At 57.9% G+C, this 13394-nt stretch carries 13 protein-coding genes; 12 read left to right on the forward strand and 1 reads right to left on the reverse strand.

The genetic code is table 11. The annotated features are described in order from the left end of the window. Positions 1 to 2: 2 nt before the first annotated feature. From sctJ to RPG13_RS30890, 11 genes are all read left to right on the forward strand, one after another. Positions 3 to 866, forward strand: a complete 864-nt coding sequence (gene sctJ, locus RPG13_RS30840) for a type III secretion system inner membrane ring lipoprotein SctJ (RefSeq protein ID WP_135937770.1) — start codon at positions 3 to 5, stop codon at positions 864 to 866. Beyond that, positions 859 to 1497, forward strand: a complete 639-nt coding sequence (locus tag RPG13_RS30845; protein WP_337126767.1) for a nodulation protein NolU — start codon at positions 859 to 861, stop codon at positions 1495 to 1497. The genes sctJ and RPG13_RS30845 overlap by 8 nt, the downstream gene beginning before the upstream one ends. Continuing rightward, complete coding sequence (gene sctL, locus RPG13_RS30850) at positions 1494 to 2117, forward strand: type III secretion system stator protein SctL (RefSeq protein ID WP_135932615.1); 624 nt, start codon at positions 1494 to 1496, stop codon at positions 2115 to 2117. Before RPG13_RS30845 ends, sctL begins: the two co-directional genes overlap by 4 nt. Beyond that, on the forward strand, positions 2114 to 3472 hold the full coding sequence (gene sctN, locus RPG13_RS30855; protein ID WP_024505372.1) for a type III secretion system ATPase SctN: 1359 nt from the start codon (positions 2114 to 2116) through the stop codon (positions 3470 to 3472). Before sctL ends, sctN begins: the two co-directional genes overlap by 4 nt. Beyond that, the gene (locus RPG13_RS30860; RefSeq protein ID WP_032899688.1) at positions 3448 to 3960 is read left to right on the forward strand and encodes a hypothetical protein; all 513 of its coding nucleotides are present in this window, start codon (positions 3448 to 3450) and stop codon (positions 3958 to 3960) included. The genes sctN and RPG13_RS30860 overlap by 25 nt, the downstream gene beginning before the upstream one ends. An 89-nt stretch (positions 3961 to 4049) precedes the next feature. Beyond that, positions 4050 to 5078, forward strand: coding sequence for a type III secretion system cytoplasmic ring protein SctQ (sctQ, locus tag RPG13_RS30865; protein WP_337126768.1), 1029 nt, complete (start codon positions 4050 to 4052; stop codon positions 5076 to 5078). Beyond that, the gene (gene sctR / locus RPG13_RS30870) at positions 5071 to 5736 is read left to right on the forward strand and encodes a type III secretion system export apparatus subunit SctR (protein ID WP_029354851.1); all 666 of its coding nucleotides are present in this window, start codon (positions 5071 to 5073) and stop codon (positions 5734 to 5736) included. The genes sctQ and sctR overlap by 8 nt, the downstream gene beginning before the upstream one ends. 29 nt (positions 5737 to 5765) lie before the next feature. After that, on the forward strand, positions 5766 to 6014 hold the full coding sequence (locus tag RPG13_RS30875) for an EscS/YscS/HrcS family type III secretion system export apparatus protein (RefSeq protein ID WP_081714428.1): 249 nt from the start codon (positions 5766 to 5768) through the stop codon (positions 6012 to 6014). A gap of 8 nt (positions 6015 to 6022) precedes the next feature. Next, positions 6023 to 6841, forward strand: a complete 819-nt coding sequence (sctT, locus tag RPG13_RS30880; RefSeq protein WP_024505376.1) for a type III secretion system export apparatus subunit SctT — start codon at positions 6023 to 6025, stop codon at positions 6839 to 6841. Then, complete coding sequence (locus RPG13_RS30885; protein ID WP_024505377.1) at positions 6838 to 7875, forward strand: EscU/YscU/HrcU family type III secretion system export apparatus switch protein; 1038 nt, start codon at positions 6838 to 6840, stop codon at positions 7873 to 7875. The genes sctT and RPG13_RS30885 overlap by 4 nt, the downstream gene beginning before the upstream one ends. Positions 7876 to 8230: 355 nt before the next feature. Next, a complete protein-coding gene (locus tag RPG13_RS30890; RefSeq protein ID WP_024505378.1) occupies positions 8231 to 9034 on the forward strand; it encodes a hypothetical protein in 804 nt (267 codons plus the stop codon). 543 nt (positions 9035 to 9577) lie between these two features. Here RPG13_RS30890 and RPG13_RS30895 read toward each other — a convergent pair. Beyond that, positions 9578 to 11692, reverse strand: a complete 2115-nt coding sequence (locus RPG13_RS30895; RefSeq protein ID WP_337126769.1) for a hypothetical protein — start codon at positions 11690 to 11692, stop codon at positions 9578 to 9580. A gap of 1348 nt (positions 11693 to 13040) precedes the next feature. Between RPG13_RS30895 and RPG13_RS30900 the strand changes: the two genes are divergently transcribed. Further along, on the forward strand, positions 13041 to 13370 hold the full coding sequence (locus tag RPG13_RS30900; RefSeq protein ID WP_091595908.1) for a hypothetical protein: 330 nt from the start codon (positions 13041 to 13043) through the stop codon (positions 13368 to 13370). Positions 13371 to 13394 lie beyond the last annotated feature (24 nt).

Raw genomic sequence — 13394 nt, forward strand, 5'->3', positions numbered from 1 at the left:
GCATGATTGGCTTGGCCGAGGGCGAAATCATGCGTGGCCTGTCAGGGTGGCGGTCGGTTAGACTTGTCATGCTGCCAGTTCTCGTCGCCCTCACTGCTTGCAAAGCCGACCTCTACACGCAATTGCAAGAGCGTGAGGCAAATGAAATGCTCGCACTTCTTGAAGACAACGGGGTCGCCGCGATCCGGGTGGTCGCCAAGGATGGAACCAGCACGATCCAGGTTGACGAAAAGCTGCTCGCCTTCTCAATCAACCTTCTGAACGCCAAGGGGTTGCCGCGCCAATCCTTCAAGAACCTCGGTGAGATATTCCAAGGATCAGGCCTGATTGCCTCGCCGACCGAAGAGCGTGCCCGTTACGTGTATGCCCTGAGCGAAGAGTTGTCGCGGACGATCAGCGATATCGATGGCGTTTTTTCTGTACGTGTTCACGTCGTGCTGCCGCATAACGACCTTGTGCGAGCCGGTGCCACGCCATCCTCGGCCTCGGTGTTTATCAGGCACGACGCAAAAACAAATGTCGCGGCTCTGCTGCCAAAGATAAAGATGCTTGTAGCCGACAGCATCGAAGGCCTGTCCTACGATAAGGTGGAAGTGGTTTTGGTGCCGGTAGAACGGTCCGCACACGAGCAACGGCCCGATCCGACTGCTGTTTTGCCACAAGCATCACTACCTCTTCCTGCGCCACTTCTGGCGACCGTAACAGGTTTTGCCGCAGCCGTATTCGCCGTGGCCTGTTATCTCTTGATCAGCGTTGTTACGCGTCGGCGCAAGCAATCAACCGGCGTTTCCAAGGTCGAGGGGCGCCGGGATGCTTCTGCTGTCGAGGCCATTCGCAAAAGAATGCCTGCAATTGGACGTGGGTGACATCTCATTGCCAATGCCTATACAGACCGCCCGACCTGATGGTCCGCACTTTCCGGGCGCGAGCGAGCTTGCGGCTTCGGCCCATCCGACCCGTCTTGCGGCGCGTCTTGATCCAGCGTTATCGGCCGAAACGTTAGTGAAGTTGCAGAAGTGTTCCAGACTGCATCCAAGGCTGGCAGAATTGCTGGGCAACGATGACGTGGATCTGAACCACATCGGCTGCAGGCCGGACCTTCTACGCGGGCATGATCCATATCGAGCTGCCCTTCTTGCTGGTAGTATCTGGCATGCCCGTTCGCTGGTCGCGTTTGTCTCTCAGCCTGAGCTTGCCATCCTTGTTAAACGCATCGGCGTGGATGCACACGCATTCGGAATCCGACACCTGCTGCATGCTGTTGACAAAAGACTGATCGCGGACCCAGAAAAACTCGCTCAGCAAATCGAATACGATGGACACGCATGTCTTGGGGCTTGGCTCCAGGACAGTTCAGCGACCGAGCGTAACCGCGTGCTTCTTCGATTGCCCGAGGGGACTGCCGCGGAGACTCCAGCACCTGAGCATTGGACCGCCGCCGGCCAATTGCTTTCACTTGTAGTAGCTCATTTTGAGACAGAGACCCCGGTGAAATGACAGTCGAACTTTCCGAGGGGCCAATAGCGCCGCAGATGCGTCCAGTCGGACCACTGATACCCGCGAGCGAGCTCGAAACCTGGCACAGCGCCGCGCAAGCCCTTGCCGCGGCAGAACGGCATCGGCAGCGCGTTCGAAACTGGGCACGCGCCGTTTACCAGCGGGCGTGGGCGCGCGGCCACATGGAGGGCTCGAATGCAGGCACCGAGGAGATGGCAGGGCTGATTGCGGAGACAATCTCCGAAATCGCGCGACGAAAGGCGGCTCTGGAGCAGGAATTGCCGCAGCTCGTGATGGAAATATTGAGCGATCTTATCGGCGCTTTCGATCCGGGCGAGCTATTGGTGAGGGCTGTTCGTCACGCCATAGAGTGTCAATACAGCGGCGCCGAAGTTTGCCTTCATGTTTCTCCCATGCAAGTCGACATGCTTGCACGAGAGTTTGCTCGATGCGACGGCCAGGATGGTCGACCAAGGGTGCGGATCGAGCCCGACCCGACGTTGTCGCCGCAACGCTGCGTGCTGTGGAGCGAGTACGGCAATGTCGACCTAGGACTTGACGCCCAGATGCGCGCGCTGCGCCTTGGTTTCGGGACGCTCTGTGAAAAAGGCGAGCTATGAGAAAGCCCGTCCCAGAACATAACGCTGACGCCGACACTCGAGCTCTCGTTCCAGCAATCTCGTCTTTGAGGGCTGCGGCCAAGCGAATTGACACGCGTGCGGTGCGCGGTCGGATCACGCGGGCTATCGGCACACTGGTTCATGCCGTCTTGCCAGACACTCGTATTGGGGAACTTTGCCTCCTAGAGGACCCGCGAACCGGGCTGTCGCTCGAGGCCGAGGTGATCGGCCTGTCGGGTGATGGTGTATTGCTGACACCGATCGGGGACTTGGTGGGCCTATCCAGCCGCGCAGAGGTCGTGGCCACTGGCCGAATGCGTGAGGTGCCCGTCGGCGGCGATTTGCTCGGTCGCGTGATCGACAGTCGTTGCCGCCCATTGGACGGCAAAGGCGAAATCAAGACCGTCGAAACTCGGCCCCTGCATGGCAGAGCCCCCAATCCGATGACGAGGCGCATGATTGAGCGGCCATTCCCGCTTGGGGTCCGTGTCCTCGATGGTCTGCTGACGTGCGGCGAGGGCCAGCGGATCGGGATTTATGGCGAGCCAGGTGGTGGCAAGTCGACGCTGTTGTCACAGATCGTAAAGGGTGCCGCCGCTGACGTCGTCATAGTGGCGCTCATAGGCGAACGTGGACGGGAAGTTCGTGAATTCATCGAAAGGAATCTTGGTGAAGAGGGCCTTCTCCGTACGGTCGTCGTGGTTGAAACATCCGACCGCTCGGCGGTAGAGCGTGCGCAATGCGCTCCAATGGCGACTGCGCTCGCGGAATATTTCCGCGATCAAGGCCTACGCGTTGCTCTCATGCTGGATTCGCTGACGCGCTTCTGCCGCGCTATGCGCGAAATAGGCCTTGCTGCGGGTGAGCCGCCGACGCGACGGGGCTTTCCTCCTTCCGTTTTTGGCATGCTGCCAGGCCTGCTCGAGCGCGCCGGCATGGGTGAGCGGGGCTCAATCACGGCCTTCTATACGGTGCTTGTAGAGGGTGATGGCACGGGTGATCCAATCGCCGAGGAATCGCGTGGTATTCTCGATGGCCATGTCATCCTCTCACGCGCTATTGCGGCGCGATCGCATTTCCCCGCTATTGATGTGCTGCAGAGTCGCAGCCGCGTCATGGATGCAGTCGTTTCGGGGACACATCGCAAGGCAGCATCCATTTTCCGCGAGCTCCTATCGCGCTATGCCGAGACCGAGTTCTTGATCAATGTTGGCGAATACAAGCCAGGTGGAGATCCCCTGACTGACCGGGCTGTCGCGTCAATCGACGAACTGAGGGAGTTTCTGCGCCAGAGCGAAGATGACGCGTCAGATTTCGAGGAGACGGTCGCATGGATGTCGCGTCTGACCGCGTAAACTGGATTCAGTCTTCGAGGTTACGGCTTCTGAAGGAAATGCAAGAGCGTCGTGCCCTTGGCGAGCTGTCCAAGAAGGAAGCCCAGCGCGATGTGGCCGCCTCAGCCGTACAAAATGCCTCTAGGGAGCTTGCAATGATACAGCAACATTGTTCAAGAAAAGAAGCAGCGCTCTATCAGCATCTGATGTCACTCGACAACTTGTCTAGCGCAGCGCTCGACCGTCACCGCCTTCACACTGAACAGCTTGCCGCTGAGATCAATTCCAGACGGCAGATGCTTGATGATACCCAAATCGCTCAAGAGGAGGCTGAGATGGCGGCGTCCAGGACGAGGGAGCTATGGGTCATATGTTCGGCGGCAAGGGACAAATGGCAACAAATCGAGGACGACGTGCGGCGCGCCGTCGAGACTCATTCGGAGGCCGCAGCCGAGATCGAGGCCGACGATGAGATACTGCTGAAATATGCGAGGGGGTCGCTTGCCTAAATGCCGCGCAACCGGATCCGACGGTCGCAAGAGGTCGTCCGAATGACACGACCGTGCAGTCTTTGATAGGCGCTGTGGTCACACCCGCCATGTTCGAACCAGTTCTGAAACTGTGCCACACGGTTGTCTCGTGGCTCAATGATACAGGAGCGCCGCGCACGCCGTTTCAAAGCCGGATCAACGAGGTGCCGCTATCGGTGCGAACGGCAGGGCTTGTCTGGCAGCAGGAACCTGCTGCCATTCCGATGCTTGACTGCGTCTGGAGAGTGGGAGCCGAAACGGTCATCTTGTCACTGTCGCGCCCGCTCGTAGAGGAGTTCATCACGACAGTGCAGAACGGCTTGGCCTTCCCTTCCGAGCCAACTGCTTCGCTAATTCTCGAACTCGCTCTGGAGCCGCTTGTCACTCGACTGGAGGAGACGACGCGTCTGAACGTGCAACTCGTGCGGGTATGCGAAGCCACGATGCTGGCTCCTCATCTTGAACTCGACATCATTTTCGGCGCGGTCAAGGGCAAGGGCCGTCTATTCCTGTTCACGCCACTTGACGGCTTAGTACCGCCTGCGTTTCGCGCGCTAGGCGAACTGCTTGCCCAGTTGCCGCGGCAGCTGGGCGGGCTGCCTCCAGAGCTCCCGCTCATTGTTGCAGGAGAGGTCGGCACGCTTCGCCTTCCTGCGGCGCTTCTTCGAAGCGCATGTGTCGGTGATGCATTGTTGCCCGATATTGCGCCGTTCGGCCGCGGCCAGATCACCCTAGCTGTCGGCCAGTTGTGCGCCGAGGCGGATCTTGACGGCGATGAATTAATCTTGCGGGGGCCTTTCCGCCCGCGACCGTGTCCTTTGGAGAGTGCGCATATGACACAACCCGGATCGCAACTGGAGCTTACTAAGGATCTCGACGATGTCGAGATCGTGCTTGTCTTTGAATGCGGCCGCTGGCCTATTTCTCTTGGGGAATTAAGAAGTGCCGGCGAAGGGCATATTTTTGAACTTGGATGGCCGATCGACGGCCCGGTCGACATAGTGGCCAATGGTCAGCGTATCGGGCGTGGCGACATTGTCCGCATCGGAGAAGAGCTGGGCATCAGGCTCCGTGGCGGGTTTGCATGCAATGAGTGAAGCTCAGCCGACAATCCTGGCGCTTCTTGCGGTTACCGCCGGACTCGGTCTGCTGGTTTTAGCAGTTGCCACGACAACGGCCTTTGTAAAGGTATCAATTGTTCTTTTCCTCGTCCGCAATGCGCTCGGGACCCAGACCATACCACCCAATGTGGTGCTGTACGCCGCGGCGATGATCCTCACTATGTTCGTTAGTGCGCCCGTTGCTGAGCAGACCTATGACCGCATGTCGGATCCCAAGCTCCACTATCAGACATTCGATGACTGGGTAAGCGCCGCTAAAGCCGGAAGTGAGCCCTTGCGCGAGCATCTCAAGAAATTCACAAATGAAGAGCAGCGGCGATTTTTCCTATCTTCGACAGAAAAGGTCTGGCCAGAGGAAATGCACGCTGCAGCCACGCCTGATGACTTTGCAATACTTGTACCATCTTTCTTGCTATCAGAATTGAAGCGCGGATTTGAGATAGGATTTCTACTTTATCTGCCTTTTATTGTTATAGATCTGATAGTGACAACTATCTTGATGGCAATGGGTATGTCGATGGTCTCACCAACTGTTATATCTGTCCCGTTCAAGATCTTTTTGTTTGTTGCCATTGATGGTTGGTCAAAATTGATGCATGGGCTTGTGCTGAGTTATACGTTACCGGGAGGCTGATCATCACTGAATCCAGCATCATTACTCTTATGAGCCAATCACTGGTGGTTTTCATGATCTGGATTCTACCGCCGCTCATTGCATCAGTGGTTGTCGGCCTCGTCATCGGCATCCTCCAGGCGGCGACGCAGATCCAGGATGAAAGCTTGCCGCTCACCGTGAAGCTTCTGGTCGTTGTCGCGGTGATTGGGCTGTTTGCTCCTGTGCTAAGCGCCCCGCTCATAGAGCTAGCCGATCAGATCTTCACCGAGTTTCCCGCAATGACACTTAGCTACTAGTCCGCCCCATGGACGCGCCATCGGCCGATATTCAAATTCTGATCCAGACGGCTCTCGAACTCGTCGTTGCGGCAGGTCTTGGGGCAGCCCGCGCGATGGGCATCATGCTGATCTTTCCCGTATTCACACGCTCGCAGATCAGTGGGCTGATCCGGGGCTGTTTGGCTGTTGGCTTCGCACTACCATGCCTGGCACACGTCAGCGGCGGATTGCCGGCGCTGGATCCTGATACGCGCCTGATCCAGCTAACCCTGCTCGGATTCAAGGAAGTTTTTGTCGGTGTACTCCTTGGCACTTTTCTTGGCATTCCGCTTTGGGGCCTTCAGGCTGCCGGGGAGCTTATCGACAACCAACGCGGCATCAGCAGCCCGACCGCTTCGGCCGATCCCGCGACGAACAGTCAGGCTTCCGCGATGGGCGTTTTTCTGGGGATCACTGCGATTGCCATATTCGTCGGATCAGGAGGCCTGGAAACTTTGATCAGTGTCCTGTACCGCAGCTACTTGATTTGGCCGGTGTATCAGTTTCACCCGACACTGAGCGGGCCAGGAGCAATGGAGTTGTTGGGGCTTCTCGACAGCATAATGCGCACGGCATTATTGGTATCGGGGCCTGTCGTGTTCTTCCTGATACTGATTGATATATCGATGATGCTGCTGCGTCGCTTTGCCCCGCAATTTAAGGCGAGCCAACTGTCTCCGGCAATCAAGAACATTGTCTTTCCAGTTCTCATGGTCACCTACGCTGCCTATCTGGTGGAGAGCATGAAACTGGAGGTCACACGTGCCAACGGCGTGCTGGAGTGGTTCGACAAATTGCTGCCATGAGCGACACAAGTGAAGAGAAGACACACGCCGCCAGCCCGAAGAAGTTAAGTGAAGCGCGCAAAAAAGGACAGCTGCCACGTAGCTCCGATTTCGTCCGCGCGGTCGGGACTTGCGCTGGGCTCGGCTACCTTTGGCTAAGAGGCAGCGTGATCGAGGACAAATGCCGGGAAGCGCTCCTATTAGCCACCAAGTTGCAGAGCCTACCTTTCGATACCGCGGTGCCGCAGGCATTGGTTGTGCTCGTCCAACTCACCGTCGCGGCTGTTGGCCCGCTGCTTGGAACCCTCGTCGCCGCGGTGATTTTGGCCAGCCTGCTAGCCAATGGTGGATTTGTCTTCTCTCTGGAGCCGATGAAGCTCAGCTTTAAGAAAATTGACCCCTTTGAAGGGCTGAAGCGCTTGGGGTCTGCTCGTTCCATGGTCGAAGTCTGCAAGACCATGTTCAAGGTATTGGTTCTCAGCGCAACCTTTTCCATTGTCCTTCTCGGGATGTGGAAGACAATGGTCCCTCTGCCGATCTGCGGCATGGGCTGTGTTGGCCTCATCTTTATGGAGACAAAATTGCTGATGGGAATTGGCGCCGGCGCACTGCTGGTCGGCGGACTGATCGATCTCCTGCTCCAGCGCGCGTTGTATCTGCGCGAAATGCGCATGACCAATACCGAAGTGACGCGCGAGTCGAAGGATCAGCAAGGAGCGCCAGAGTTGAAAGGTGAACAGCGTCGCATCCGCGAGGAGGCGGCCGACGAGCCTGCGCTTGGCGTGCATCGCGCCACGCTGGTCTTAACAGGAAGGGCGGTCCTGATCGGTCTGCGTTACGTTCGCGGTGAAACCGGGGTGCCGTTCTTAGTTTGCCGTGCCGAAGGTGAGCGCGTTTCACATGTGTTGAGTGAGGCGCGGGCACTACGCCTGACGATCGTCCATGACCATGTCTTAGCGCGTCAGCTGATAGGCACTACAAAACTCGGCCACGCGGTTCCTATGCAATATTTCCAGCCTGTCGCGAAAGCATTCTTTGCCGCAGGCTTGGCCTAGTCATTTAAGTCCACGACTGCCCAGTTCAAAACTGACCTGGCTCCATGCTAGCGGCAAATGTCGGCTGGCCATCCGTGCCCCAGTGTCTCTGTCAGGCCAACCGCGCAACCGCGGGCCTGGGGCAATCACTCCCCTCGGATCTGCCACCCAGCAACTACGGCAAGTCCTCCGGGCATGACCTTGCAGCCTCTGCTGGCCGGTGCGTGGCGCAGTCCGAGGTTTTGAGGCCGGCAGTGCGGATTTGATTGGTGCACCCGTTGGAATGCCCTCGTCAGCTAGTCGTCAACTAAGCGCCCTATGTTGAACAGCCGTGCTAACTTGAGCTCGGTTGCGAAACATAGGAGTACGAATCGTCATGTATGGTCGAATTGGTGGCTCATCCGATAGTTACCGCGCGCATAATGCCGGCGAGCAATCGGATGCAGGAAGCGAAGGGTTCGCGGACACATTTGCCCGAATGCACTTATCCGGATCGGAAGGTAGCGGCGCCTCATCATCGGCGGCTCCCCAAGCATACTCCCTCAATTCCCGACCTCCTGTGGTGGAGATCAACAGGACTTCCTTCAGGAGACAGGTGAGGCAATTTCATGGTGATGAAATCACGCACATCGCCGACAATCCTCAAGAGTATTCGGAGTTCGTATCGTCACGAGCCAGGCGCACCGCGGACGTTGCTCAGCAATATGGCATCCGTCGAGATACGGAGCACGCGCGATATTTCAGTTACCAATTGGGAGACCGGAGTGCCGGACTGCTGAGAATGGAAGGCGGATTCAGCATGAACGAGTTCGAATCGGAAAGTTGGCGGGAACAATTTCCTGGTCGAACTGAGGTCACTTCCATAGTGGATCTTCAAGTCGCCCATCCGCTCGTCGAAAATGCGGGCGATATTCTGCTGGAGCATCAACTTCGGATAGACGGCGACCGACCGTTGCTGAATTGGCGTGCGGCTAATCCGGAAGCACAAGCGCGCGCGCAGACGATGGGGTTTGTTGAAGTGGATCATGGCGACCTGGTGCTTGACCCTACGCAGCATCCCGACAAATGGACGAAGAACAGTGCCGGTGAGTGGCAGCGTGCAGGCAAACCTCCACTCTATCTCCACAAAACCGAGGACAGCGACAGCAGCGATAGCGGGTCCGACGACGATTTCATGTGATTTGTCGACCCGCCGCCGAGCCTTGCAACTGGTGACGGTTGCAAGGCTGTTGGCAGTGAATGCTAATTGTCCGGCGACAGCCCCGCCTTAGCGCCAGCGCCGCCGAGCAATCCAGCCCATTCTCCCAGACAATAAACTGCGGATGCGCATCGTGGGTGCTTGCGAGCGGATTGTATTCGGGCCGGAACTCCGCCTCTTGGATACGAGCTCTCCCGAATCCAATTTTCTCCACCACACCGTTGGGTCGTTGCGATGCGCCGATCCCGATCGGATCGGCTATGCCTGCTCCGCGCTCGCAGGAAGACCTTCCGCCTCGATCTTGGCGGCGCGATCTCGGCGATAAGTTGGATGGGAGGCAAGATACGCCGCCACGTCAACAGCAGGTAACGCGACATCGCAAATCGGCCCTGACGGTAGCCGATCGACTCCAATCGCCGGACCGCAACTCGCGCAGCGGCATTCGCGGTTTGGCCAGGAGAAATGCTCGCTGACTCACAGCGTGGCCGGCCGCATTCTGCCCTAGACCCCAAAGTACGTGCCCTGTCATGCAGCCTGCGCCGACGGGAGCTCGGCACGCGAATGGCGTGGTTGGCGGCCAAGCCCCGAGGTCAACAAGGACTTACAGAAAGCGGGGGTGAGTTTGCCGCGATGAATTATGACCTTCTCGCGACCGGACCTAGCATCGGCTTCCTCTCGCTCTCGATTGTAGCCGCGCTGTTCGTTGGATTTAACGTGGCAAGCGGTGAATTCGGAATCAGCCAGCCCTTCCAAGTTTCTGGCCATGACGGGGCGACTCGTGTGGATGTGCACCCACATCGGGCTCGGCATCGCACCATTGACCAGCATCTTGGGCTGCAGCTTCATCTCAAACAGCTTTCCTGGCTCGCCACGCAGCGCGACCGGTGCCTCCGGCGGCATCAATTCGTCGGCATTGCACAAATGTTCCAGGTATTTTTGCGCCGGAAATGCGTAGGTCTTCATGCAATCAGTCGTAATGCCGGCTTTTCCTTCATTCAATGCGTTGGCCTGTCCCAGCACCATGTTCAGCAACCCTTTGAGCTGGTCTGTGCGTTCGTGCACTTTGGGTAGCTGGGTGGAGGTGAGTAGCAGGCGTACATTACGCCCCTGCAACCCGGCGAGACAGGTTTGCATCTCAATGGCCTGGGCTCGCAGGTACTGGGCCACATCGTCCACGACCTTACCGGCCTCCTCAGGCTTCATCTGGCGCACTTGGGAGACGACGCTTTGCTGACCGGCCAGATCGAACTGCAAAAGTTCGTCCAATCGTTTGAGCCGCTCCGTCAATACCTCCATTGACAACGCGGCGCCCCCGATTGTCGAGCCTGCCCCCGACGAACTCGCAGCCACCTCTTGCGCTCTCACCTGTGTACTCGCAACTTGATCCGAGCGCGCGAGAACCTTGGCTGCTGGCACTGTGCCGGCGTTCGCAGCGACTGGTGTTGATGGCTGCCCGGCGGCAGAAGTCCCGGCGCGAGCTGCCGACTTATGCTTTGACTTCCCTTTCCTTCGCGCTGTAGTGCCTTCTGACACTGCAGCCGTACCAGCAGTGTCAGCCGGTATCGCAGCGCCTGCCCTGGCCGGCATCGCAGCGCCCGCCTGGGCCTGTGGCGCCATGATGGCTGACGGCGGAGACTGCAGGTTCAACAAGTGCATGGCATCGTGCGCAGTGATCCATGCATCGTCCACGATCCGTTCGAACAGTTTCAATGGGAGGCCGGCATCTGGGTAGGTATGGCTTAGCTTGGTATGCACCTCGTGCAACGCCAATCCAAAATCCGAAAGCCGCTCCATGATTTTTTCTACAACCGCGCAATCATGAGCGTTGAGTGCTTTGCCATCATCCATTATGCCCTTCGCCAAAGAGAGGGCGCGAAGAGCTTCTTGACCGGCGCTTGCCATCAGCTGCACCACTCCATTTCGACCGACGAGGAGTTCCTTCAAATCTGGCTCGAACCTGCTCGCCCGCAGTTCAATCTTGGCCCGCGCAAGACCGATCCGCTCACGGACCAGCCAGATCCTGACACTCAGTACCGAGCCGGCACGCAGCCGCAGTGCGCACCGCTCGGCTTCCCGCATCACGGGCGTTCCACTGGATAGGCTAGCGGTGGCAGCGCAGGCTGATCGCTGCCGTTCGGAGCGCCATGCCTTTTTTTCCCACCACTTAATTGCCGCCGTATGGTGGTTCTCCACATTTAAAATCAACAGCTCCTGCCGGTCCGCCTGGGAGTAGGAGTAGAGTTTATCGACCATACCTGCCGCTATCTTGGTCTTTTGGTCCAATTTCGTGATCGTCGACAGGCCAAGTGTGTCTACTTCATTCGCGGCGTCGCACACGATCTGGCAACATCTACGCACCTTGTCGTCTGGCATAATTGTCTGCGCCTCAGCCGCAGGCAGGCTAGCGCGGTAGTCCAGAATTGCTGAGGCTGCATCGACGACCCGACTGATCAGCTCCACCCCCTCCTCGGGGACATCGGTTTTCCTGGCCGCAGCCTCGCAATCAGTCAGTTGTTGAACAAGACTGTTCATTCTGAGCTGTGTCGGACTGATATCTTCATTTGACGATGAGCTGGTGCCTTCCACCTGCGCGGTTGATAGTTGGCTACCGACCGGCGCCATTGCTTCACCCTCAGACATGGAGGGAGAACCGCGCCGCCTTGCGGCTGCGCCACGTGGCGCTACGGTTCCGCGTGGTGGCGCAGCGGCTCCACGTGGCGGTGCGTTCAGGATTTGATCTTCGCCAATCGAGGCGCCTGGCAGACTTTCGCGGGCATCGCCTGGACCGCGCGCAACGGGAACGGAGGAGGGCCTCCTATCGGCGTCCCTAGAGCGCATCTGCTCCACGACGGAATCGAATGACTGTCCACCTTCTCCCCCGGCAAGACTTGATTGCGAAAGGGAACTGCTCGCCCGCCCCGCGCGGCTGGCTCCAGTTTCAGCCTGCGATTTCCGTGGTCGGCCAATGCCCTTCATATTGCGTCTCCGTATTAGGCGAGAATGTGCTGCTATTGTGCTGGCGGCCGACGAGACCAGCGGCATCTTTCGGTTAACGTCACGGTCAGCCAGACCCGCGACGGCGTAATGTTCCCGCCAAAGTGCTTCTCAGTAGCAGGCCAAGATTGGCCCGAGCTCACAGGACTTTCGCAACGTTGCCATTGGTCCTGAGATTATCAGCGCTTCAGTCCGTCGATTTCCAGGAACAGCGAATGAAATCAGACCAACTCGGCTAGCTCCCCTTCCTAGACACGTGCCTGAAGATTTTATTGATGCGTCACTCCTCTCGTTCGCCATCGAAAAAAGTCACACATTTGCTTCAGAGAAGCGTGCGCGTTGTTATCGCGCGGGAACTATTTCGATCTATAGTTATAAAAAGTGTCGAGACGGGACCTTTGGATCCGAAGGTCAGGCACGGCCGGCCTAGATAGACCGCTTGGCTGACGATTAGCTGACGATGGGAGTCCTCACGAACAGGGCAAGAAAATCCGACCGCTTCAAGCTTTCGATATGGTGAGAAGAGGATCCGCACCGGCCTCCCAAAGCCGGCAGACCATCCCATGTTCGTACGGTCGCCGACCTTCTCGAAGCCAATGAGCTCACCGCGCCGGGCCGTGATGTGCAGGCGAGAGAATGGTGATGCAAAGACCGAGTTCCTGCTCGTTGCGTGCGCCCGTGGAGCCAGCAAGAATACGGTCATTGCGGTCATGCAGCACGTGGACCGTGTCTCCTGTTCGACACCACAGCATCGAGGATGCAAACGAGCTGCTGCGGCTGCCATTCGGTCGCGGCATGCGTGGACGGCGGGATTGGCCGAACAGCCGAGATCGTGGTCGACTGTTCGATGCGAGAGCAACATCCTGCAGAGCATACGTTTTTGCGCTGGCCGGTTTTTGTCAAAAGCCGTCAGGTTCTCGAAAGCTCCCGCCCTTAGCTTGATCGAGGTTAACCTTTAACACGTCGCCGCCAATGGCAAATGCCGGAGTACCTGATGATAGCAGCAATTGGGAGTGGAGTTGGCAACCTCGGGACTTCCTTGATCCGAAAGGGCCATGGGGATTCGAAATCCGAGCATTCTGGTGATGGCAAGCCGGCTGGTGGCAATGATGGCAAGCCAGCTGGTGGGAATGATGGCAAGCCAGCTGGCGGGAACGATCGGGCGGATAACCGGACCGTTTCAAATGATCAACTTCAAGACAACTCACAGTCTGCAGCACAAAGTGAAGCCTTCCAAAGTATCCTGCGATCGTTCGCGTTCCAATTCGCGAACGATGCGATGGCTGAGGCCGATGAAGCTTTGGATGACACAGAAGATGCCTGACGCGGGAAAATCCGGCGTGAGGTC

The organism is Mesorhizobium sp. ISC15, from assembly GCF_037162615.1.
Classification (GTDB): domain Bacteria; phylum Pseudomonadota; class Alphaproteobacteria; order Rhizobiales; family Rhizobiaceae; genus Mesorhizobium; species Mesorhizobium mediterraneum.